At 53.2% G+C, this 23,082-nt stretch carries 25 protein-coding genes; 20 read left to right on the top strand and 5 right to left on the bottom strand.

Annotation, left to right across the window (positions count from 1 at the left end; genetic code table 11):
* Genes lptE through nadD form a run of 3 tightly spaced genes read left to right on the top strand, consistent with a single transcriptional unit; the run spans nucleotide 1 to nucleotide 2,232 of the window.
* The gene (lptE, locus tag N7387_RS05740) at nucleotides 1-555 is read left to right on the top strand and encodes an LPS assembly lipoprotein LptE (protein ID WP_262859969.1); all 555 of its coding nucleotides are present in this window, start codon (nucleotides 1-3) and stop codon (nucleotides 553-555) included.
* Nucleotides 552-1,595, top strand: a complete 1,044-nt coding sequence (holA, locus tag N7387_RS05735) for a DNA polymerase III subunit delta (protein WP_274370919.1) — start codon at nucleotides 552-554, stop codon at nucleotides 1,593-1,595. Before lptE ends, holA begins: the two co-directional genes overlap by 4 nt.
* Nucleotides 1,576-2,232, top strand: coding sequence for a nicotinate-nucleotide adenylyltransferase (nadD, locus tag N7387_RS05730; protein WP_279797612.1), 657 nt, complete (start codon nucleotides 1,576-1,578; stop codon nucleotides 2,230-2,232). Before holA ends, nadD begins: the two co-directional genes overlap by 20 nt.
* A gap of 1 nt (nucleotide 2,233) precedes the next feature.
* Here the strand turns inward: nadD and N7387_RS05725 are convergent, their stop codons facing one another.
* The gene (locus N7387_RS05725) at nucleotides 2,234-2,953 is read right to left on the bottom strand and encodes an SDR family oxidoreductase (protein ID WP_062772233.1); all 720 of its coding nucleotides are present in this window, start codon (nucleotides 2,951-2,953) and stop codon (nucleotides 2,234-2,236) included.
* A gap of 103 nt (nucleotides 2,954-3,056) precedes the next feature.
* Between N7387_RS05725 and N7387_RS05720 the strand changes: the two genes are divergently transcribed.
* Nucleotides 3,057-3,416 (top strand): helix-turn-helix domain-containing protein, encoded by a 360-nt coding sequence (locus tag N7387_RS05720; RefSeq protein ID WP_025153530.1) that lies wholly within the window; start codon nucleotides 3,057-3,059, stop codon nucleotides 3,414-3,416.
* Here the strand turns inward: N7387_RS05720 and N7387_RS05715 are convergent.
* Nucleotides 3,386-3,913, bottom strand: coding sequence for a YbgA family protein (locus tag N7387_RS05715; RefSeq protein ID WP_279797607.1), 528 nt, complete (start codon nucleotides 3,911-3,913; stop codon nucleotides 3,386-3,388). The two genes, N7387_RS05720 and N7387_RS05715, sit on opposite strands and share 31 nt — an antisense overlap.
* Nucleotides 3,914-4,203: 290 nt before the next feature.
* On the opposite strand from N7387_RS05715, the gene rsfS reads away from it, so the two are divergent.
* The 10 genes from rsfS to N7387_RS05665 all read left to right on the top strand — a co-directional run bounded on the left by rsfS (nucleotide 4,204) and on the right by N7387_RS05665 (nucleotide 13,732).
* Nucleotides 4,204-4,530, top strand: coding sequence for a ribosome silencing factor (gene rsfS / locus N7387_RS05710; RefSeq protein ID WP_080694358.1), 327 nt, complete (start codon nucleotides 4,204-4,206; stop codon nucleotides 4,528-4,530).
* Nucleotides 4,531-4,533: 3 nt separating this feature from the next.
* A complete protein-coding gene (gene rlmH, locus N7387_RS05705; protein WP_004235593.1) occupies nucleotides 4,534-5,004 on the top strand; it encodes a 23S rRNA (pseudouridine(1915)-N(3))-methyltransferase RlmH in 471 nt (156 codons plus the stop codon).
* Nucleotides 5,005-5,060: 56 nt separating this feature from the next.
* Entirely contained in the window at nucleotides 5,061-6,941 is a 1,881-nt protein-coding gene (gene mrdA / locus N7387_RS05700; protein ID WP_279797719.1) for a peptidoglycan DD-transpeptidase MrdA, read from the top strand.
* Between the two features lie 5 nt (nucleotides 6,942-6,946).
* Nucleotides 6,947-8,059 carry a peptidoglycan glycosyltransferase MrdB gene (gene mrdB / locus N7387_RS05695; protein ID WP_025153534.1) on the top strand — a complete coding sequence of 371 codons (1,113 nt, stop codon included), beginning with the start codon at nucleotides 6,947-6,949 and terminating at the stop codon, nucleotides 8,057-8,059.
* A 17-nt stretch (nucleotides 8,060-8,076) separates the two neighbouring features.
* A complete protein-coding gene (gene rlpA, locus N7387_RS05690) occupies nucleotides 8,077-9,066 on the top strand; it encodes an endolytic peptidoglycan transglycosylase RlpA (RefSeq protein WP_279797598.1) in 990 nt (329 codons plus the stop codon).
* Between the two features lie 91 nt (nucleotides 9,067-9,157).
* On the top strand, nucleotides 9,158-10,372 hold the full coding sequence (dacA, locus tag N7387_RS05685) for a D-alanyl-D-alanine carboxypeptidase DacA (protein WP_262859975.1): 1,215 nt from the start codon (nucleotides 9,158-9,160) through the stop codon (nucleotides 10,370-10,372).
* 68 nt (nucleotides 10,373-10,440) lie between these two features.
* The gene (gene ybeD / locus N7387_RS05680; RefSeq protein ID WP_004235588.1) at nucleotides 10,441-10,704 is read left to right on the top strand and encodes a DUF493 family protein YbeD; all 264 of its coding nucleotides are present in this window, start codon (nucleotides 10,441-10,443) and stop codon (nucleotides 10,702-10,704) included.
* Nucleotides 10,705-10,856: 152 nt separating this feature from the next.
* The gene (gene lipB / locus N7387_RS05675) at nucleotides 10,857-11,489 is read left to right on the top strand and encodes a lipoyl(octanoyl) transferase LipB (protein WP_262882139.1); all 633 of its coding nucleotides are present in this window, start codon (nucleotides 10,857-10,859) and stop codon (nucleotides 11,487-11,489) included.
* Nucleotides 11,490-11,620: 131 nt separating this feature from the next.
* Nucleotides 11,621-12,586, top strand: coding sequence for a lipoyl synthase (lipA, locus tag N7387_RS05670; RefSeq protein WP_004235585.1), 966 nt, complete (start codon nucleotides 11,621-11,623; stop codon nucleotides 12,584-12,586).
* Nucleotides 12,587-12,883: 297 nt separating this feature from the next.
* Nucleotides 12,884-13,732 carry an EamA family transporter gene (locus N7387_RS05665; RefSeq protein WP_279797593.1) on the top strand — a complete coding sequence of 283 codons (849 nt, stop codon included), beginning with the start codon at nucleotides 12,884-12,886 and terminating at the stop codon, nucleotides 13,730-13,732.
* Between the two features lie 90 nt (nucleotides 13,733-13,822).
* On the opposite strand, the gene cspE is transcribed toward N7387_RS05665, so the two are convergent.
* The 3 genes from cspE to mnmH all read right to left on the bottom strand — a co-directional run bounded on the left by cspE (nucleotide 13,823) and on the right by mnmH (nucleotide 15,963).
* On the bottom strand, nucleotides 13,823-14,032 hold the full coding sequence (gene cspE, locus N7387_RS05660) for a transcription antiterminator/RNA stability regulator CspE (protein WP_004235583.1): 210 nt from the start codon (nucleotides 14,030-14,032) through the stop codon (nucleotides 13,823-13,825).
* A gap of 199 nt (nucleotides 14,033-14,231) precedes the next feature.
* The gene (locus N7387_RS05655) at nucleotides 14,232-14,699 is read right to left on the bottom strand and encodes a methylated-DNA--[protein]-cysteine S-methyltransferase (protein WP_262864460.1); all 468 of its coding nucleotides are present in this window, start codon (nucleotides 14,697-14,699) and stop codon (nucleotides 14,232-14,234) included.
* A 181-nt stretch (nucleotides 14,700-14,880) separates the two neighbouring features.
* Nucleotides 14,881-15,963 (bottom strand): tRNA 2-selenouridine(34) synthase MnmH, encoded by a 1,083-nt coding sequence (gene mnmH, locus N7387_RS05650; RefSeq protein WP_262864459.1) that lies wholly within the window; start codon nucleotides 15,961-15,963, stop codon nucleotides 14,881-14,883.
* A gap of 308 nt (nucleotides 15,964-16,271) precedes the next feature.
* On the opposite strand from mnmH, the gene nrdH reads away from it, so the two are divergent.
* From nrdH to proW, 6 genes are all read left to right on the top strand, one after another.
* Entirely contained in the window at nucleotides 16,272-16,490 is a 219-nt protein-coding gene (gene nrdH, locus N7387_RS05645; RefSeq protein ID WP_024474189.1) for a glutaredoxin-like protein NrdH, read from the top strand.
* 21 nt (nucleotides 16,491-16,511) lie between these two features.
* Nucleotides 16,512-16,928: a class Ib ribonucleoside-diphosphate reductase assembly flavoprotein NrdI gene (nrdI, locus tag N7387_RS05640; protein WP_279797574.1), complete on the top strand. Its 417-nt coding sequence runs from the start codon at nucleotides 16,512-16,514 to the stop codon at nucleotides 16,926-16,928.
* 30 nt (nucleotides 16,929-16,958) lie between these two features.
* The gene (nrdE, locus tag N7387_RS05635) at nucleotides 16,959-19,079 is read left to right on the top strand and encodes a class 1b ribonucleoside-diphosphate reductase subunit alpha (RefSeq protein WP_279797572.1); all 2,121 of its coding nucleotides are present in this window, start codon (nucleotides 16,959-16,961) and stop codon (nucleotides 19,077-19,079) included.
* 23 nt (nucleotides 19,080-19,102) lie between these two features.
* The gene (nrdF, locus tag N7387_RS05630; protein WP_279797569.1) at nucleotides 19,103-20,065 is read left to right on the top strand and encodes a class 1b ribonucleoside-diphosphate reductase subunit beta; all 963 of its coding nucleotides are present in this window, start codon (nucleotides 19,103-19,105) and stop codon (nucleotides 20,063-20,065) included.
* A 605-nt stretch (nucleotides 20,066-20,670) separates the two neighbouring features.
* Nucleotides 20,671-21,876, top strand: a complete 1,206-nt coding sequence (gene proV, locus N7387_RS05625) for a glycine betaine/L-proline ABC transporter ATP-binding protein ProV (protein WP_024474192.1) — start codon at nucleotides 20,671-20,673, stop codon at nucleotides 21,874-21,876.
* Complete coding sequence (proW, locus tag N7387_RS05620) at nucleotides 21,863-23,002, top strand: glycine betaine/L-proline ABC transporter permease ProW (protein ID WP_036407479.1); 1,140 nt, start codon at nucleotides 21,863-21,865, stop codon at nucleotides 23,000-23,002. The genes proV and proW overlap by 14 nt, the downstream gene beginning before the upstream one ends.
* Nucleotides 23,003-23,082 lie beyond the last annotated feature (80 nt).

Genomic DNA, 23,082 nt, shown 5'->3' with positions numbered 1-23,082 from the left:
GTGCGACATCGCATTATTACGCTGTTGCTCGGGCTTGCGGTGCTGGTCACCGCAGGCTGCGGCTTCCATCTGCGCGGCACCACGCAAATCCCGCCTGAACTGCAGAAACTGCAAATCAGCACCGGTGATCCGTATGGCGAACAGACCCGTGCTATCCGCCAGCAACTGCTGCTGAATAACGTTCAGATTATTGAAAGCGGTGATGCAACCCTCCCGGTTCTGAAGATCACCAGCTCTTCCGAAGACTCAGAAGAGACAGTATCTATTTTCCAGGACGGTAAAGCCGCTGAAAAAGAACTGGTTTATTACCTGAATGCCCAGGTCATTATGCCGAACGGGTCGGTCTATCCGATCAACGTCCGCGTTGACCGTTCATTCTTCGATAACCCGCTGGAAGCACTCGCAAAAGATGCGGAAAAAGATATGATCCGCCAGGAAATGCGTGAGCAGGCTGCCGCCCGTCTGGTTCGTAAACTGCTGATTATCCAGCCGTCCGAACAACAGAAACAGGCTGAAAATGCTGTAGCGGCTGAGATTGTCGCACCGAAGGCATGATAAAAGTTTCACCAGAGCAACTCATCACGCAGCTCCGTTCGGGGCTGCGTGAACGTTACCTCCTCTGGGGGAACGAACCGTTACTGCTCCAGGAATCCCGGGATGCTATCCGCCATGCGGCGCAGGAACAGGGATTTGACGAGCACTTCACTTTTTCACTTGAACAGCATACTGACTGGGATGCGATTTTTTCTGTCTGCCGGTCACTCAGTCTGTTTGCCGGACGGCAGACACTCACTCTGTATCTGCCGGAAAACGGCCCCAATGCCGCGATGGGCGAACAGCTTCTCCGGCTGGCCGGGCAGTTGCATCCGGATCTGCTGCTGATACTGCGCGGTCATAAACTGACCAAAGCCCAGGAAAACAGTGCCTGGTTTAAAGCGCTGGCACAGGATGGCGTCTATATCGCCTGTATGACGCCGGATCTGAACCGGCTGCCGCAATGGGTTACCGCGCGGGCAGCATTGTTACAGCTGCAGCCGGATGAACAGGCTGTCCGTCTGCTCTGCTATTGCTACGAAGGCAATCTGCTGGCGCTGTCACAGGCACTCTCCCGGCTGGCGCTGATCTACCCTGACGGCAAACTCACTCTGCCCCGTGTGGAAGCAGCGGTGAATGATGCGGCACACTTTACCCCATATCACTGGGTGGATGCCCTGCTGGCCGGCAAAAGCAAACGCGCCTGTCATATCCTGACTCAGCTGCTGGCGGAAGATAACGAGCCGGTGATCCTGCTGCGCACCGTCCAGCGGGAAGTGATGCAGTTACTGACATTACAGCGCGAAAGCCGAAACCAGCCGCTGCGCACCCTGTTTGACAAGCACCGCATCTGGCAGAACCGCCGCGGTATGATAACAGATGCACTGGATCGCCTTGATGCGCATACCCTGCAGGTGGCGATATCCCTGATCACCCGTATTGAAATCCGCCTCAAGCAGGATTACGGACAATCCGTAAGTGATGACTTACTGACACTGACACTGCTCCTGAGCGGTAAAGCACAGACAGGACAGATCCTCTATGACGAACAACGCGGATAACCGGATTCTGGCGCTGTACGGCGGCACATTTGACCCGATCCACCAGGCGCACATCAATACCGTGAAAGCCATGGCGGCGGAAGCCGGTCTGGAACAGGTGATTTTACTGCCGAACAATGTCCCGCCGCACCGTCCGCAGCCGAAAGCGGATGCACAACAGCGGCTGATGATGGCACAACTGGCTGTTAACGGTGATCCGCTGTTCCTGGTGGATGACCGCGAACTGCGCCGCGATGCCCTCTCCTATACGGTGGAAACACTGCGTCAGTACCGGGCTGAAATTGGTTCACGGCGGCCGCTGGCCTTTATCATCGGCCAGGATTCCCTGCTCACGATTGATACCTGGCATGAATGGGATAAGATCCTGACCCTGTGCCATATCCTGGTCTGCAAACGGCCGGGGTATTCACTCGATTTTCCGTCCGAACAGCTGGCTGACTGGTTTGTGCAGCATCTGGTCACCACACCGGAAAACCTGCACAAGCGACCGTGCGGCTATATTTTCCTGGCTGATACCCCCCTGTTTCCGATTTCTGCCACCAATATCCGCGAACGGCTGAAAAACGGTGAGGACTGCTGCGATCAGCTGGCCCCCGCCGTTCAGGACTACATTCTGGCACAGGGACTGTACCGCTGACTCACCCCGCCTGCCGGGTTTTGGCAATCACAATCTCACGGATGCACACATCCTGCGGTTGCTGATAAGCAAACTGAATGCAATCCGCGATTTTTTCCGGATCCAGGCCTGACTGAATCTCTTTTTTCCAGGTCTGGTAATTCTGCTTAATTTCCTCATTAGTGGTATGACTCAATAACGGTGTTTCCACCACGCCCGGGGCTATGGTAATTAAACGGACATTTGACGGAGCCACTTCTTCACGGATATTTTCCGTTATCGCATGAACGGCAAATTTAGTTCCGCAATAGACTGAATGGCTCGGGAATGTTTTTCGTCCGGCAATTGAACTGATATTAATAATGGTGCCTTCCTGACGCGCAACCATATCGTGCAATACAATATTAATCCCGGTCAGTACACCGTTAATATTCACATCCACCATTTGCTGCCATTCGGCATAATCCTGATCATACGGATTATCCAGCAACATAACGCCCGCACAGTTAATTAATAAATCCGTTTTGCCGTACAGACTTTCCGCTTCCGCGATGGCGGCTTTCATTGCCGCAAGATCAGTCACATCCACGCTGCGGCACAGGCTGTCCGGCAGATGAAATCCTTCGGTAATCTGGCTGCGGCGTGCCAGTAATAAGACCGGATGTCCGGCCTGACTCATCCGTTTTGCCACAGATTCACCGATACCGGAACTGGCGCCGGTAATAACCACTAATTTTTTCATTGCGTTTATCCTGAGAATATCAATAAAGTTGCATGATTTTATGCCTTGCTTTACATATATCAAGAAGGCAGATTTATTTCACAAAGTAACCTGAAGGTAACTAATGGACGATAAAATAAAGAAAATTGTAGTGGTCAGTGAAATAGAAGTGACGCTGTCAGTTATCGGCGGAAAATATAAGCCGTTAATATTAAATTTATTATCTGAAAAAACCGTTCAGCGTTTTGGTGAAATACGGGCTTATATTGTCAACATTTCACAAAAAACATTAACCAATCAATTACGCGAGATGGAAGCGGACGGCCTGCTGACCCGGACGGTCTTTGCCGAAGTGCCGCCCCGCGTGGAATACACCATTACAGAAAAAGGCCGTTCGCTGATCCCGATTCTGCTGCTGATGTGTGACTGGGGCTATGAAAATATGGGCGACCGCTACACACTGCTGCGCCCGGAGTGTGACTGAGCCGGTTTTACCGGTTGCAGGACAGCCTGCTCACACAGATAATCTGTCTGATAGTGACGGGCAGTGCTGAGTAACAGATGCTTTACCGCCGCCGCAGAGCCGGTTCCGGTGCGGTAAGCCTCAATCGCTGCACTCATCTGCTGCTTTTCTGCCGGGCTCAGCAGGCGTTTGAAATACCCCTGCATATGCATCAGTGCGTTGGTCATATTGGCGCGGGTCGCGGGTTGCGAAAATGCAGTGAGTAACATCTGCTGCCAGACTGCCGCCGTTTCCGCCAGTTCAGCCGGGGAGCGTGTTCCCGCCTGTGATAACAGTCGCCCGCTGCTTTTATATATCTGCGGTGAATAAGCCATCAGCGCGTATTTGTAACGGCTGTGCAGACGGATCAGCCCGCCCGCACTGAGCGGCGGATTCAGTGCCTGAGTCAGTTCCTGCTGTGCCTGCTGCCGCCACAACATGTCCTCATCATCATTTTCCGTCTGTCGCTGATATGTCATATTTTCCGCCTTTTTATCTGTTACGGAGTGACTATAGTACAAAATGCACTGTTTCTGTTTTCCCTGTCCGTACATTTCCTGATATTTCTTTAATCTTTACTGCTTTGTATTCCCCCTGTTCGCTGTTATTCTTGCGGTGCCGGCGGCAACGCAGGGTGAGCCTCGCAAAATTATCCCCTGTAACGTAAAATAGCGATTATCCCCCGGCACACAGCAACCCCGCGCCGGAACTGCCACGGCGGTACGACTGACGGGGATGTGTTCTGTTATCTATTTATCCGGAATATAAGGTGAACCTTTTGCAAGGCACAGAATTACTTGAGTTTATTATTGATAAACTCGAAGACTCCAAAGCACAGGACATTATTACTATTGATGTACGCGGTAAATCCAGCATTACCGACCACATGATTATCTGCACCGGCACATCCAGCCGCCATCTGGCATCTGTCGCCGATAACCTCATCACCGACTGCCGTCAGGCCGGTATGATGCCGCTCGGCGTGGAAGGTCAGGGCATTTCCGACTGGATTGTTGTCGATCTCGGTGAAGCTATCGTGCATGTGATGCAGGATGAAAGCCGCCGTATGTATGAATTAGAGAAACTCTGGAGCTGAGTGTTGAAGTTACAGCTCATTGCCGTCGGCACCAAAATGCCTGACTGGGTCGAAACCGGATTTCAGGATTATCTCCATCGTTTTCCGAAAGATATGCCGTTTGAACTGACCGAAATCCCGGCCGGAAAGCGGGGAAAAAACGCGGACATCAAACGGATCCTGGAAAAAGAAGGTGAGTTAATGCTGGCGGCGGCGGGCAAAGGCAACCGGATTGTCACACTGGATATTCCCGGCGCACGCTGGGATACCCCGCAGCTGGCCGGGCAACTGGAACGCTGGAAACAGGACGGACGCAATATCAGCCTGCTTATCGGCGGCCCTGAAGGCCTTTCGCCTGCCTGTAAAGCCGCCGCAGAGCAGAGCTGGTCGCTCTCCCCGCTGACCCTGCCGCACCCGCTGGTGCGTGTGCTGGTGGCAGAGAGTCTGTACCGCGCCTGGAGTATTACTGCCAATCATCCGTATCACAGGGAATAACCGCAGTGCCCGGTCTGAACGCGCCTGACGGCGATAAGAAAAAACACAAGCAACGGATGGACTTCCGCGATTACAGCGCGGAATCCGCCCTGTTTATCCGCCGAGCGGTGGTTGCATTTATCGGTATTGTTATTCTGTCTGCCGTACTGGTGGTGAATCTCTATCATCTCCAGATTAACCGCCATGAAGATTATCAGACCCGCTCCAATGATAACCGGATCAAACTGGTTCCGATTCCGCCGAGCCGTGGTCTGATTTATGACCGCAAAGGCACCCTGCTGGCGGAAAACAGAACCATTTATCAGCTCGAAATCGTGCCGGAGAAAGTCAGCGGCCTGCCGGACGTACTGAATGAGCTGCGCGAGATTGTCGATCTGACCGACGAAGATATCGCGAATTATGAAAAAGAGCGCCGCCGTTCGCGCCGTTTTACCTCTATTCCGCTGAAAACCCCGCTCAACCAGATTCAGGTGGCGCGGTTTTCGGTAAATCAGTACCGGTTCCCGGGACTGGAAATCAAAGGCTATCAGCGCCGTTTCTACCCTTACGGCTCCGCCCTGACCCATGTGATTGGTTATGTGGCAAAAATTAACGACAAAGATGTTGAGCGCCTGGATAAAGACGGTCTTTTACCGAACTATGCCGCCACCCATGATATCGGCAAGCTGGGCATTGAACGCTATTATGAATCCGTCCTGCACGGCAAAACCGGCTATGAGGAAGTGGAAGTCAACAGCCGCGGTCGTGTGATCCGCCAGTTACACGAGCAGGCACCGCAAGCCGGGAAAGATATCTATCTGACGATTGATCTCGAGTTGCAGATGTATATCGAAAAACTGCTGACCACCAGCCGTGCGGCTGTCGTGGTGAGTGATCCGCGCAACGGCGAAATTCTCGCACTGGTGTCCAACCCGAGTTATGACCCGAACCTGTTTGTGAACGGCATTTCCGGTCCGGATTACCGGGGTCTGCTTAATAACCCGGATCGCCCGCTGATCAACCGTACCACCCAGGGGCTCTATCCGCCGGCATCCACCGTCAAACCGTTTATTTCAGTGGCGGCGCTCAGCGAAAACGTGATCACCCGTAACACCACGATTTTTGACCCCGGCTGGTGGCAACTGCCGGGATCGGAAAAACGTTACCGCGACTGGAAGCGCTATGGTCACGGTAACCTGAACGTGGTGAAATCGATTATTGAATCGGCAGATACCTTCTTCTATCAGGTGGCGTATGACATGGGGATCGACCGCCTGTCCGCCTGGATGACCCGCTTCGGTTACGGCGAATATTCCGGTATCGACCTGATCGAAGAGTATAACGGCGTGATGCCGACCCGTGAATGGAAACAGCGGCGCTATAAAAAACAGTGGTATCAGGGCGATACCATCCCGGTCGGGATCGGTCAGGGATACTGGACATCAACGCCTATTCAGATGGCAAAAGCCCTTAATACCCTGATCAATGATGGTGTGGTGAAAACGCCGCACCTGCTGCTCGGTACCAAAGAAGGCAACGGCATGCTGCCGTATGAGCAGAAAGAGCATATTGCTATCGGTGATATTCATTCCGGCTACTGGGAACTGGCCAAATCCGGGATGTTCGGCGTTGCCAATGCCCCGAACGGCACCGGCCGCAAATTCTTTGCCGGTACACCGTACAAAGCCGCAGCCAAATCCGGTACGGCACAGGTGTTCAGTTATGAAACCTATAACGCCAGCAAACTGGCGGAACGTCTGCGCGACCATAAATTAATGATTGCCTACGCACCGTATGATAACCCGAAAGTGGCGGTGACCATTATTCTGGAAAACGGCGGTGCAGGCCCGGCCGTCGGTACCCTGGTCCGCCAGATCCTTGATCACGTCCTGCTGGGTGATAACAACACGGTACTGCCGGATGCGCCGCCGTCGCCACCCGGCAGTGAAACAGAGTAATGCCCATGACTGATAATCCGCGCAAAGTATCCCTGATGACCCGTATGCACATCGACTTCCCGTTGCTGGTGCTGCTGCTGATCCTGCTGGTTTACAGCGCATTTGTGCTGTGGAGTGCCAGCGGGCTGGATCCGGAGATGATGGAGCGCCGTCTCGGGCAGATTTTCTCCGGCATCATTATTATGCTGATCCTGGCGCAAATTCCGCCCCGCGTGTATGAAACCTGGGCACCGCATCTCTATATTGTCTGTGTACTCCTGCTGGTCTTTGTGGATGTCTTCGGGCAGATCAGCAAAGGTGCGCAGCGCTGGCTGGATCTGGGGATAGTCCGTTTCCAGCCGTCCGAGATTGCCAAAATTGCGGTTCCGCTGATGGTGGCGCGCTTTATGAACCGCGACCAGTGTCCGCCGACCCTGAAAAATACCGCCATTGCCCTGCTGCTGGTGGTGGTACCGACTCTGCTGGTTGCCGCACAGCCGGATCTCGGGACATCCATCCTGGTTGCTGCCTCCGGTATTTTTGTGCTGTTCCTGGCCGGGATGAGCTGGCGTCTTATCGGGATCGCCGTGTTGCTGCTTGCCGCCTTTATTCCGCTGCTCTGGTTTTTCCTGATGCACGATTACCAGCGCGGTCGTGTGATGATGCTGCTCGATCCGGAAACCGACCCGCTCGGTGCCGGTTATCATATTATTCAGTCAAAAATTGCCATTGGTTCCGGCGGGCTGGCCGGCAAAGGCTGGATGCTGGGCACCCAGTCCCAGCTGGAATTTCTGCCGGAACGTCATACTGACTTTATCTTTGCTGTCCTCGCGGAAGAACTCGGGCTGGTGGGGGTGATCTTCCTGCTGGTACTCTATCTGCTGATCATTATTCGCGGTCTGATGATTGCCGCCCGCGCTCAGAATACCTTCGGACGGGTAATGGTGGGCGGTCTGATGCTCATCTTTTTTGTCTATGTGTTTGTCAATATCGGTATGGTCAGCGGGATCCTGCCGGTGGTCGGTGTACCACTGCCGATGATGAGTTACGGCGGCTCCGCCCTTATTGTATTAATGGCAGGGTTTGGTATTGTCATGTCAATTCATACACACCGTAAGATGCTGTCAAAAAGCTTATAATACATTACGAGGTTTTCATGCGTTTACAATGGATTGCGGTCACAGTGATGGCCGCCCTGCTGGCAGGCTGCCCGTCAGTGCCGCCGCCGGTCAAACAGACACCGCCGCCGGGCCCGGCAAAAGAGATCCTCGGTGCCGTACCGGCTTATGAGCCGCTGCATCCGGGCGTAAATAATGATTATGTCCGTAATGGTCAGCAGTATCAGATTGTCCGTGATCCGGAAAACTTCAGTCAGCAGGGCTATGCCTGGATTTACGGTCAGGCTCAGAACGGCAACCGGACAGCCACCGGTGAGATCATCAACAGCGCCGAACTGACCGCCTCCCACCCGACGCTGCCGATCCCCGGCTATGCGCGGATCACCAATATGGCGAATAACCGCATGATGGTGGTACGGATTAACGATCGCGGCCCGTATATGCCGGGCAAACAGATCGGGCTTTCCCGCGCTGTGGCCGATCGCCTGAACCTGCTGCCAAACACCAAAATTAAAATTGACCCGATTGTGGTGGCGGAAGACGGCTCCCTGAGCGGGACCGGGACTGTCGGTACCGTGGTCGCCAAACAGAGCTATGCCCTGCCGGGCCGCCCGGAACTGGGAAAAACCAGTGCGCTGGGGACACCGGTAACCAACACCACCCCGGTGGTGCCGATCAGCAGCCGTCCTGTTATGGCACAGCCGCAGCCGGAATCTGCCCTGATCCCGACCGTGAAACAGCCCGCAGAGCCGGCAGAAACCCTGACTGAGAACACCGCCGCGCCTGCGCCGCAACAGGCCGCTGTCAACGGTTACCGTGTCCAGGTGGGTGCCATAGCCAGTGAGGAGCGCGCATCACAGTGGCAGAAAGAACTCAGCGACAAACTGGGTGTGCCCGGTATGACAGAAACCGCAGGTGATATTTACCGTGTTCAGCTGGGGCCGTTTGCCAGCCGTGAACAGGCCGCAGAGGTTCAGGGACGCCTTCAGCAGCAGCTGAATATGAATTCATTTATCCTGGCACCGTAAAACAGGCAGTGATAACACTACGCGCTGTCATGGCACTTTGCTATGATAGCGTTTCTTTTTCACCGGCATCATCAACGTTGTTTTAACACTCATGAAATACGCAACGACTTATCAACACCGCGCCGGGCGTCTGGCCGCTTTCGGTCTGACCCTGGCACTGAGCGCCGCAGCTTCTGCCGCTGATGTTCCGAATCTGAATACCACCATCCCGCCTGTTCCGGATATTGAAGCGGAATCCTATATTCTGATGGATTACCATTCCGGCAAAATACTGGCGGAAAAAAATGCCGATGTCCGCCGTGACCCTGCCAGTCTGACCAAAATGATGACCAGCTATGTCATCGGTCAGGCAATGAACACCGGTAAATTCACCCCGGACACCATGGTCACCATCGGGGAAAACGCCTGGGCGACCGGTAACCCGGTATTCCGCGGCTCCTCGCTGATGTTCCTCAAACCGGGCGAGCGCGTCAGCGTGGCGGATCTCACACGCGGCATCAACCTGCAATCCGGTAATGATGCCTGTGTGGCGATGGCGGAATTTGTCGCCGGTGATCAGGACACGTTTGTCGGTCAGATGAACCAGTATGTGGCACAGCTTGGTCTGAAAAATACCCACTTTAAAACCGTTCACGGCCTGGATGCCGACGGTCAGTACAGCAGTGCGCGGGATATGGCGCTCATTGGTCAGGCAATGATCCGTGACGTGCCGAATGAATACGCCATCTATAAAGAGCGCTCATTCACCTATAATAATATTACCCAGCAAAACCGTAACGACCTGCTGGGTGATAAAAGCCTGAATGCGGACGGGATTAAAACCGGTCACACCAACGGCGCGGGGTATAACCTGGTGGCCTCTGCCACCGAAGGAGATATGCGTCTGATCTCCGTGGTGATGGGCACCAAATCGGCCAAAGCCCGTAATGCGGAAAGCAAGAAACTGCTCACCTGGGGCTTCCGTTTCTTTGAAACGGTCAAACCGATGCAGAAAGACAACCCGCTGGTGTCTGAAATCGTCTGGTTCGGGGACAAAGACAAAGTACAGCTGGGAGTGGAAAATGATGTTTATCTCACCATTCCGCGCGGCCGCCTGAAAGATCTGAAAGCCGGTTTTGTCCTGACCGATCCGGAGCTGCATGCGCCGCTGGCGAAAAACCAGGTGGTCGGCACCATTAATTTCCAGCTCGACAACCAGATCATTGAAACCCGGCCGCTGGTCGTGACGGAAGCCGTCCCGGAAGGGAACTTCTTCAGCCGTCTGATCGACTATATCCGTCTGCTGTTTCACCGCTGGTTCGGCTGAGACTTGAAATCAGATGAACTATCCCCATATTTAGTTCATCTGACGTTTTGCTTTATTAAGGAGCACCCATGAAAACCAAACTCAATGAACTGTTAGAGTTCCCCTGCTCATTTACCTACAAAGTGATGGGTGCCGCTGAACCGGAATTAGTGAATGATGTTCTAGAAGTGATCCAGCGCCACGCGCCGGGTGACTACAGTCCGTCAATCAAACCAAGCAGCAAAGGGACCTATCATTCCGTTTCTGTCACCATTGACGCGACACACATTGAGCAGATCGAGAATCTGTACGAAGAATTAGGCGCGTTAGAGCGCGTGAGAATGGTGTTGTAACACCGTTATTTCTTCATCTCTTCATCATTTCAGGCCGCCCCTTTCCGGGCGGCCTTTTTTTTATCCTGCTGAACATTTTATGCGCATCACTGGTACGCATTTGCCGTGCGCGTTATACTGCTGGCCCGGCATACCGAACTGAAGATACCATTTTGCAAAATAACACCATCGTTTTACGTCAGCTGGGCCTGCGGCCTTATCATCCTGTCTCCGAAGCCATGCACCAATTTACTGAACAGCGTACGGCGGACACCGGTAATGAGATCTGGCTGGTTGAGCATGAACGCGTTTTTACCCAGGGTCAGGCCGGTAAAGCCGAGCATGTCCTCGCCCCCGGCGATATCCCGGTGATCCAGTCCGATCGCGGCGGTCAGGTGACCTACCACGGCCCGGGGCAGCAGGTCATGTATGTGCTGATTGATCTTAAACGCGACAAAATCGGTGTGCGCGAACTGGTATCCGCCCTGGAGAACGCCGTGGTTGAGACGCTGAAACAGTGGAATATTGAGGCTTACCCGCGCCCGGATGCCCCCGGTGTTTATGTGGCGGGTAACAAAATCTGTTCACTCGGTCTGCGGATACGCAATGGTCGCTCTTTCCACGGCCTGGCACTCAATATCAATATGGATCTCGAGCCTTTTCACCGCATTAATCCGTGTGGCTATGCCGGTCTCGCCATGACACAAATGGCTGATTTTGTTCCCGGTATTACCCTTGCGGATGTTCAGCCCGTGCTGACCGCACAATTCTGCAGGCAATTAGGATTCCAACTTACCGCAGAATAGTGTTATAATTTTTTTAACATTTTTAAAAAGATTTTTAAAAGATTGATGACTTTGTTACATTCAGCAGGCAGGCCGTCACCACGGCGCTCATCAATCACTATCCGATGAATCTAACCGGAAATGACATCAACATGAGTAAACCAATTCAGATGGAACGCGGTATCAAATACCGTGATGCCGATAAAATGGCGCTTATCCCGGTCAAAAACCTGGTATCAGAGACGACCGAACGATTACGCAAACCAAGCTGGATGAAAATCAAGCTTCCGGCTGATTCCCATAAAATCAAAGGGATCAAAGATGCAATGCGCCGTAACGGCCTGCATTCTGTCTGTGAGGAAGCCTCCTGCCCGAACCTGAGCGAATGCTTTAACCACGGTACCGCCACGTTTATGATCCTCGGGGCTATCTGTACCCGCCGCTGCCCGTTCTGTGACGTTGCCCACGGCCGTCCGAATGCACCGGATGCCAACGAACCGCAGAAACTCGGTCAGACCATCAAAGATATGGGACTGCGCTATGTGGTCATCACCTCTGTTGACCGTGATGATCTGCGTGACGGCGGCGCACAGCACTTTGCTGACTGTATCACCGCTATCCGCGACCACAGCCCGGCGATTAAAATTGAGACCCTGGTGCCGGACTTCCGCGGCCGTATGGATAAGGCGCTGGAAATCCTGACCGCCACCCCGCCGGATGTTTTCAACCACAACCTGGAAAACGTACCGCGTATTTACCGTCAGGTGCGCCCGGGCGCGAACTATGAGTGGTCGCTGAAACTGCTGGAACGCTTTAAAGAAGCCCATCCGGAAATCCCGACCAAATCCGGTCTGATGGTCGGCTTAGGCGAGACCAATGAAGAGATCCTCGATGTGATGCGCGACCTGCGCCGTCACGGCGTGACCATGCTGACCCTGGGGCAGTATCTCCAGCCGAGCCGTCACCATCTGCCGGTTCAGCGTTATGTCAGCCCGGAAGAGTTTGAGGAAATGAAAGCCGAAGCAATGGCAATGGGCTTCACCCACGCCGCCTGCGGCCCGTTTGTCCGCTCTTCTTACCATGCTGATTTGCAGGCCAAAGGCGAAGAAGTGAAGTAATTTCCCGTCATTCTGTGAATACCGTAAACCGCCGCTGAAAAACGGCGGTTTTTTTATGCCGGGGTACAGGGACGAATAGCAGGCAAAGAAATGAAAAGCGTCTGCGCCATGGATGGCGCAGCCGAGCGTATAGGGACATATTTACAGCGTCTTTTCATTTTTCCTGCTATTCGTCAATTCTCAGTTGCTGAGAATATATGTGTTTATTTCTTTTGTGCTTTGCCTCTCTGCCGCTATTCCCCCCGCAACGGATGCGGATTATGATGCGTTCCATATCACATTATTAATGAGTAAATTATGAAACGTAGTGGCGTTTTATGTCTGACCGCACTGGCTCCCGCCGTCTGGGGCAGTACCTATCTGGTGACCACTGAGATGCTGCCTGCAGGCTACCCGATGACTGTCGCCATGCTGCGCGCCTTACCTGCCGGTCTGCTGCTGATGCTGTTTATCCGCCAGTTGCCGAAAGGGGTCTGGTGGGGGCGGATTTTCGTGCTCGGGGCGCTGAACTTCGCGGTGTTCTGGTGGCTGCTGTTTGTCTCGGCCTATCGCCTGCCGGGCGGTGTCGCCGCGACGGTCGGGGCTATTCAGCCGCTGATTGTGCTGCTGCTCTCCCGCATGGTGCTGGGCAATGTGCTGAAACCGCTGGCTGTGCTCGGCGCACTGTGCGGGATAGGCGGGGTGGCGCTGCTGTTACTGACACCGCAGGCAAAACTTGACACTATCGGTATTATTGCCGGATTAGCCGGAGCATTCTCCATGGCTGCCGGTACGGTACTGAGCCGCCGCTGGCAACCGGATGTCTCACCGCTGACCTTTACCACCTGGCAGCTTACCGCAGGCGGATTACTGCTGCTGCCGGTCTCTCTGCTGCTTGAACCGGCACTGCCGCCGCTGACGCTGCTCAATATCAGCGGACTGCTCTATCTGGGACTGATTGGCGCAGCCCTGACCTATCTGTTCTGGTTTCGCGGACTGGCGATCCTCGGGCCGAATTCCGTGGCATCACTCGGTTTTCTCAGCCCGCTGACGGCGGTACTGCTGGGCTGGTTTGTGCTGGATCAGCAACTGAGCCTGTTACAGTGTGCAGGGGTTATCGTGGTGATCGGCAGTGTCTGGCTCAGCCAGGTTGCTAACCGGCGCTGATATAAAAAAACCCGTTACCATGGTGAGTAACGGGTTTTCGTCACGGTAATGTCGAATTAAAATAACGGCTACGGTATAGCGTGTTACAACTTAAATCGAGACAACGTTTGCGGCAGACGGGCCTTTCGCACCATCAACGATTTCAAATTCTACTTTCTGGCCTTCTGCCAGTGTTTTGAAACCGTCATTCAGAATTGCAGAGAAGTGAACAAACACATCTTTGCTGCCGTCTTCCGGAGTGATAAAACCGAAACCTTTTGCTTCGTTAAACCACTTCACGTTACCTTTGCGCTTTGACATTCAAAAAAACCTTTTTACAAGTGATAGTACTTCATCAGTACCCGGCCAGTCGTTCTCAGACTGTATTGATCCTACCGGGCAATCTGGTTTGAGACTAAACTACCCGCCGGATAATGACATTGTGAGAGATATTCCGCTGATATACCAGAGGATTTGTCCTGGTTATTTCAACGGTCAGCAAGATTTGCCACCTTTTTATTCAGATAATCCCCTCATGGCGCAACAGCCACTGCTTGATATCCAACCCGCTGCTGTAGCCGCCCATTGAGCCGTCATGTGCAATCACGCGGTGACATGGAATAATCAGACAAATCGGGTTACGCCCGTTTGCCATACCGACCGCGCGGCAGTAATTGGCAGAACCCAGCTTCAGTGCCAGATCTTTATACGACCAGGTGATCGCAAACGGAATGGTTGATAACTGCGCCCACACCCTGGTCTGGAATTCCGTACCGTGCGGATTAAGTTTTACACTGAAATCCTGCCGTTTCCCGGCGAAATATTCATCCAGCTCATGAATGCACTGTCTGATATGCGGGTTATCACTGTCCGTGTGTTCCGGTGCAGTATCATCAAATCCCAGTTCAGTGATCCCCTGCTCATCCGCGCTGATAATGATAAAACGGCGGGGAAATCCGGTTGGAGCCTTTATATAAGTCGTCGCCATACGTTTGCCCTTTGTGCTGGTTTTGCTATAGCAAAACCTAATTATGATAAAGAGACAAACATCATTTACGTCATTCATCTCACAACAGAGAAAATAACGAGGCAAATAAATTCATGCAAGTCAGTTCACCGGAAAATGATACCCCGGCGGACTGATTTTTGACGAATAATTAGACAGGTGATTATTTCAGCCAGTCGGCGACAGCCTCATAAGTGCCGCGAAAGAGGATGCGATCGGCTTTTTTACTCAGCTGATAGCGGTACATCGGGTCGTAATATTCTTCCAGCAACGGACACAGCCACGAGAAGTGGGCTTCGGTATTGCCGCTGCGCCACTGCTCCGTGAGTGCGCTGTCGAGCAGCGCGGTCAGCTCTGCTGCCCGCTGCGTGCCGAGCCGCCGCCGGATAGCGGACAACCCGTGATGCAGATACTCACTGTATGCCTCACGCCCCTTTTCTTCGCCGTATGCGGCGGTGAAATCATGAGTCATGCGGTCAAAATACTCTTCTTTCAGGCGTTCCAGACGGCGCTCAAACGGATCTTCCACCACCACCAGCGACGCCTGTGCCATTTGTGCCCGCAGTGGCTCCGGCAGGCCGTTGGCACCGATAGCACGGCCTTCATCCTCCAGCACCCAGCGGGCCCCGGCATCTTCTTTTTTTATCATGGCGGCAGCGAGATGGTTTTCAAATGTCGCCTGGGCAAACTGCGCCTCCAGCGTGCGCCCGAAAGACGATCCGCGGTGATGCGCCAGTCCTTCCAAATCGATACCGTCCGCCTGTTCGCCCACCAGCGTGGTTTTACCGCTGCCGGTGCAGCCGCCGATCAGGATCACCGGACGTGCCACCAGCTCTTCAGTCACCTGAATCACCGCCTGACGCAGTGCTTTGTAACCACCGGTGATCAGCGGGTATTCCGTTCCCGCATCCCGCAGCCACTGCTGCACGATATGCGAACGCTGACCACCCCGGGCACAACAGAGATAACCCTGCGGATAATCCGCGCAGGCCGCCAGCCAGGCCGTCATCCGCTGCTCACGGCGTTCACCGCTGACCAGCTGATGCCCCAGCGCAATCGCCTTTTCCGGGCCCTGCTGCTTATAACAGGTGCCGACAGCGGCCCGCTCCTCATCATTCATCAGCGGCAGATTGTGTGAGACCGGCATGGCTCCCTGGCTGAATTCAACCGGCGCGCGGACATCAATCAGCGGGGTATCAGAAGCAAGGAGTGTGCGGATAGTTCGGGAAGACGGGGTTAATTCCATAATAAATGTGTGATTTCAGTTCAGATGCCAATAAATTCAGCTGTCTGCAAAAGACAGTTCAGATTTTTTTATTGTACGCCTGACGGGAACATTTGTCGCTGCGGATTTTCCCCCTCCTCATATTCACCGTACAGACAGTTCATCGTGTGTTTACGCACATTCCGATTAATAATAGTGATAATCATTCAAAACACAAAAACACCATATATAGTGTGGTTGATATATTTAATATCTACATATAGCATTCAAAACACAGTTAACCCACGATATCTGCTCATAACGGGCAGTGATAACCACGGGAAACCGCCATGACAGTGACTATCTACAGCAAACCCGATTGCGTGCAGTGCAATGCCACTTACCAGATGCTGACACGGAAAAACATTCCGTTCAGTGTCATTGATATCACTCAGGATGAGCAGGCGTATCAGCATGTCCGCACACTGGGATATCAGCAGGTGCCGGTGGTGATCGCCGGTCAGGATCACTGGGCCGGGTTCCGTCCCGACAAACTTGCCGCCCTCTGAACCGCACACACCGGAGGCACCATGACCACACAGGCACTGATTTATTTCTCCACCCGTTCAGAAACCTGTCACCGTTTCACGGAAAAACTGGGGGTCCCGGCCACCCGCCTGCCGGAAGATGGTGACCTTACCGCCACACAACCCTTTGTGCTGCTGGTGCCGACCTACGGCGGCGGCCACCACAGCGGCGCGGTGCCGCGTCCGGTGATCCGCTTTCTTAACCGGCCTGAGAACCGGGCTCTGCTGCGCGGTGTGATCGCCGCCGGAAATACCAACTTTGGCCGCGCTTATGCCATTGCCGGTGACATTATTGCCGCCAAATGTCAGGTGCCGTTTTTATACCGTTTTGAACTGCTCGGCACACAGGCGGATGTCGATAACGTCCGCCGCGGCTTACACCAATTCTGGCAACAGCAGGCCGCTGAGACCGCCTGCTGAGTGCTGTTAACCTGATTCCGGAATAACACGATGACCACTGAATACACGGATTACCACGCCCTGAATGCCATGCTCAACCTGTATGATGCAGAGGGCCGGATCCAGTTTGATAAAGATGTGACGGCGGCACACCACTACTTCCGCCAGCATGTAAATCAGAACACCGTGTTTTTCCACAATCTGCGGGAAAAGCTCGATTTTCTGATTAATGAAAACTATTACGAAGCTGACGTTATCGCACAATATGATTTTGAATTTATTAAAAATCTGTTCCGGCAGGCGTACAGCAAAAAATTCCGCTTTGCGACCTTCCTCGGTGCCCTGAAATATTACACCGGTTATACCCTGAAAACCTTTGACGGCCAGCGCTATCTGGAGCGGTTTGAAGACCGTGTCTGTATGGTGGCACTGACACTGGCACGGGGAGATACCACACTGGCAGAGCATCTGCTGGAAGAAATCATCAGCGGACGTTTCCAGCCCGCCACCCCGACCTTCCTCAACTGCGGCAAAAAACAGCGCGGTGAGTTTGTCTCCTGCTTCCTGCTGCGTATTGAGGACAATATGGAATCCATCGGGCGCAGTGTGAACTCAGCGCTGCAACTCTCCAAACGCGGTGGCGGTGTGGCATTCCTGCTGACCAACCTGCGTGAGTCCGGGGCGCCGATCAAACTGATTGAAAACCAGTCCAGCGGCGTGGTGCCGGTGATGAAGATGCTGGAAGATGCCTTTTCTTACGCCAATCAGCTGGGGGCACGCCAGGGCGCAGGGGCGGTATATCTGCATGCGCACCATCCGGATATCCTCACGTTTCTCGATACCAAGCGGGAAAACGCAGATGAAAAAATCCGTATCAAAACCTTGTCTCTTGGCGTGGTGATCCCGGATATCACCTTTGAACTGGCCAAAAATAACGAGCCGATGTACCTCTTCTCCCCGTACGATGTGGCGCGGATTTACGGCAAACCGATGTCAGAACTGAGCATCTCAGAACACTATGCGGACATGGTGAATAACAAAGCGATCCGTAAACGCAAAATCAATGCCCGTGAGTTTTTCCGTATCCTGGCGGAGATCCAGTTTGAATCCGGTTATCCCTACATTATGTTTGAGGACAATGTGAACCGGGCAAACCCGGTCGCCGGCTACATTAATATGAGCAACCTCTGCTCGGAGATCCTCCAGGTTAACAGTGCCAGCGAATACAACGACGACCTGAGCTACCGCCACACCGGCCGTGATATCAGCTGTAACCTCGGCTCGCTGAATATCGCGAAAATGATGGACTCCCCGGATTTCGCCCGCTCTGTTGACATCGCCGTGCGCGGACTGACGGCGGTATCGGATATGAGTGAAATACGCAGTGTGCCGTCCATTGATCACGGCAACCGCGGCTCTCATGCTATCGGGCTCGGGCAGATGAACCTGCACGGCTATCTGGCACGGGAGCATATCCATTATGGTTCGGAAGAAGGTATTGATTTCACCAATATCTATTTCTTAACCATCGCCTATTATGCCCTGAAAGCCTCCAACCAGCTGGCGATTGAGCGGCAGCAGACATTCCGCAATTTTGAGCAGTCTGCCTATGCCAGCGGGGAATATTTCAGTAAATACATCACACAGAAATGGGAACCGGCGACAGAGAAAGTCCGCGCCCTGTTTGCTGATGCCGGCATTGCTGTGCCGTCACAGGCGGACTGGCAGCAGCTGAAAGAGAGTGTGATGGCGCACGGGCTGTACAACCAGAACTTACAGGCAGTCGCGCCGACCGGATCGATTTCCTATATCAATCACGCGACCTCCTCCATTCACCCGATTGTGGCCCGCATTGAGATCCGCAAAGAAGGCAAGCTCGGCCGTGTCTATTACCCGGCCGCCTTTATGACCAACGATAATCTTGAGTATTACCGGGATGCCTATGAAATCGGACCGGAAAAGATTATCGATACTTACGCCGCCGCCACGCAGCATGTTGATCAGGGCTTATCCCTCACCCTCTTTTTCAGTGATGAGGCATCCACCCGCGATATCAACCGCGCACAGATTTATGCCTGGCGCAAAGGGATAAAAACTCTCTATTACGTGCGTCTGCGCCAGTCCGCGCTGGAAGGCACCGAAGTGGCGGGCTGTGTTTCCTGCGCCGTATAAACCGTTTATTTCAGGATATTATCATGACCACATTAAGCCGCATTTCCGCGATTAACTGGAACCGGATTGAGGATGACAAAGACCTTGAGGTCTGGAACCGCCTGACCAGCAATTTTTGGCTGCCGGAAAAAGTGCCGCTCTCCAATGATATTCCGTCATGGCAGACGCTGACCCCGGCAGAGAAACAGCTGACTATCCGCGTGTTCACCGGGCTGACTCTGCTGGATACTATTCAGAACACCGTCGGCGCACCAGCGCTTATCCCGGATGCCCTGACGCCGCATGAAGAAGCGGTGCTCTCCAATATCAGCTTTATGGAGGCGGTACATGCCCGCTCTTACAGCTCGGTTTTCTCCACACTCTGCTCCACACAGGAAATTGATGACGCCTACCGCTGGAGTGAAGAGGAACCGACGCTGCAAAATAAAGCGGCGATTATCCTCGGCTATTACCGCGACCCGCACCCGCTGAAAAAGAAAGTCGCCAGTGTGTTTCTGGAATCCTTCCTATTCTATTCCGGATTTTATTTACCGATGTACTGGTCAAGCCGCGCCAAACTGACAAATACTGCCGACCTGATCCGGCTGATTATCCGGGATGAAGCAGTACACGGCTATTATATCGGTTATAAATTCCAGCGTTCATTACAAAATTATGACGAACAAACCCGCAAGGAAATAAAGGAATTTACGTTCAGTCTGTTATTTGATTTATACGAAAATGAAGTCAGTTATACACGGAAATTATATGACGGTGCCGGATGGTCTGAAGATGTGATTAAATTCCTGCATTACAATGCCAATAAGGCACTGATGAACTTAGGCTATGAAGCGCTGTTTCCGGAGAGTGTGACGGATGTCAGCCCGGCAATATTATCGGCGCTGTCACCGGATGCCAACGAGAATCACGATTTCTTTTCCGGTTCAGGTTCTTCTTATGTGATAGGTAAAACGGTGAACACAGAAGATGAAGACTGGGATTTTTAAATCAATCATTTCCGTTTAAGTATCATACTATAAATACCGGTTTTATTAATGCACTGATATTGCAGTATATTTGTATCAGTGCATTTTTCGCTCATAAAACAACCTGAATCATCTATTTTTTCGGGGGTATTTTCCGGATATCAGGATGTTTTTATCGAGTTGTTTTCAAACTTAACCTAAATATTCGTTATTACACCATTGATTACATATCATTATTAATAAATATATCTAATATGGCATGATTTTTTTTCCCTGTTTTCGCGATGAATCTCACAACTTACTGACGCCGGGATTATCCGGCGAAATATCATCATATTCTCTTTTCAGTCATTCCGGATAAAAAGCGGTTAAAACAAGCGCCTGGTTAACTTTCCGGTGATCTCTCTTTCTTATTTTCCGCAAATTATTTATATATTAATGAAATGGGGTATTTACCGGATGCCGGTGATTTTACACCAAAAATATATCCGCTATTTTTGATTAATTCTCATAAACAAGGGGTTGTCAGCATTATCTCGTATGCTAGGGTAAATAACGCTTTTTTTCAGGGAGAGGATCCACATTTACCTATTTCACATCCACGTTATTCTGAATGGATATACTGCATGGCAATAAAACTCGAAGTTAAAAATCTCTATAAAATATTCGGTGAGCACCCGAAACAGGCATTTGAATTATTAGAACAGGGCCTGGACAAAGAACATATCTTTGAAAAGACCGGTGCTACCGTCGGCGTACAGGACGCCAATCTGGCCATTGAAGAAGGCGAAATATTCGTCATCATGGGACTGAGCGGTTCAGGGAAATCCACCTTAGTTCGTCTTCTCAATCGCCTGATAGAACCGACCCGCGGCCAGGTACTGATCGACGGCGAAGATATCGCTGTGATTTCCGATCAGGCACTGCGCGAGGTACGGCGCAAAAAAATCAGCATGGTGTTTCAGTCCTTTGCGCTGATGCCGCATATGTCGGTGATCGACAATACCGCATTCGGCCTGGAACTGGCCGGGATGAGCAAAGCGGAACGTCATGAACGCGCACTGGATGCGCTGAAACAGGTCAACCTGGAGCAGTGGGCAAATTCCTATCCGGATGAGCTGTCCGGCGGGATGCGTCAGCGGATCGGGCTTGCCCGCGCGCTGGCGAATGACCCGGATATCCTGCTGATGGATGAGGCGTTCTCCGCCCTTGACCCGCTGATCCGCACCGAGATGCAGGATGAGCTGCTGAGTCTCCAGGGTGATAAACAGCGCACCATCGTCTTTATTTCCCATGACCTCGACGAGGCTATGCGTATCGGCGACCGTATCGCCATTATGCAGGGCGGCGTGGTGGTACAGGTCGGTACCCCGGATGAGATCCTCAATAATCCGGCTAATGATTATGTCCGTACCTTCTTCCGTGGTGTGGATATCAGTCATGTGTTCAGCGCCAAAGATATTGCCCGCCGCAGGGCGGATGCGCTGCTGCACGTGGCACCGGGCTTCGGCCCGCGTTCGGCGCTGAAAGTTCTCAATGATGATGACCGTGAATACGGTTACCTGATTGAACGCGGACAAAAATTTGCCGGTATTGTTTCTGTTGCCTCACTGGAGGCGGCACTGAAAGCGAAAAAACCTATCACAGACGCCATTCTGAGCGAGCCGCAGGCGGTCAGCGCCGATACGCCGCTCAATGAGCTGCTGACCGTTGTCGCACAGTCACCGTGTGCTGTTCCGGTGGTCGGCAACAACAACCGCTATGCCGGGGTTATCTCAAAAGGGATGCTGCTGCAGGCTTTAGATAAGGAGACGCCGAATGAGCCGGAATAATCAACAGGATACAGAACTGGATCCGTGGGCGGCGACATCAGAGCCGGATCCTTCATCAGCACAAACAGCCCCGGACGCCGCAGACAGCAGTGATCCGTGGGGAAGTACCGCAGATACCGGCGGTGCGGATGCCGACCCGTGGGGTGGTGCTGCGGACAGCGGCAGTGACTGGCTGGATGCCGCACCGGCAGATACCGGCCCTGCTTTTGACTGGGCAAACCCGTTTGACCACTCGCTGATCCCGTTTGACAGCTGGGTGACCGATGCCATCAACTGGATTGTGCTGCACTTCCGTCCGGTCTTTCAGGGCATCCGTGTGCCGATTGATTTTGTGCTCACGACCTTTGAACAGGGACTGACCGCCATTCCGGCGCCGATCGCCATTCTTATCTTTGCCCTGCTCGCCTGGCAGATGAGCGGCAAAGGACTGGGGCTTGCCACTGTGGTATCACTGACCTTTATCGGTGCCATCGGGGCATGGAATGAAGCAATGGTGACTCTGTCACTGGTTCTGACCGCCCTGATGTTCTGTATTATCATCGGGTTACCGACCGGTATTGCCCTGGCACGGCATGAACGCGCCGCGAAATTTATCCGTCCGCTGCTTGATGCCATGCAGACAACACCGGCCTTCGTCTATCTGGTGCCGATTGTCATGCTGTTCGGTATCGGTAACGTGCCGGGCGTGGTGGTGACCATTATCTTCGCCCTGCCGCCGGTGATCCGCCTGACAATCCTCGGGATCCGTCAGGTGCCCGCCGACCTGGTCGAAGCCGCAGAATCCTTTGGTGCCAATCCGCGTCAGATGCTGTTTAAAGTACAGCTGCCGCTGGCAATGCCGACCATCATGGCCGGGATCAACCAGACGCTGATGCTGGCACTGTCCATGGTAGTGATCGCTTCCATGATCGCCGTCGGCGGCCTGGGACAGATGGTACTGCGCGGTATCGGTCGTCTGGATATGGGGCTGGCGTCTGTCGGCGGTGCGGGGATTGTCATTCTCGCCATTATTCTTGACCGCCTGACACAATCACTCGGGAAAGATTCCCGCAGCAAAGCCGGCCGCCGCTGGTATCACACCGGCCCTGCCGGGCTTATCACCCGTCCGTTCCGCCGCGCGCCGTAACACACGGCAGGGAGCCTCCGCTCCCGCTCATTATCACCCTGCCGCTGTTATCGCGGCGGCAGGCACAACAAGAGGGAAAA

This window comes from Morganella sp. GD04133, from assembly GCF_029835375.1.
GTDB lineage: Bacteria > Pseudomonadota > Gammaproteobacteria > Enterobacterales > Enterobacteriaceae > Morganella > Morganella morganii_B.
The sequence above is the reverse complement of the archived record's forward strand: the minus strand, read 5'-3'. Positions and strand labels throughout refer to the sequence as shown.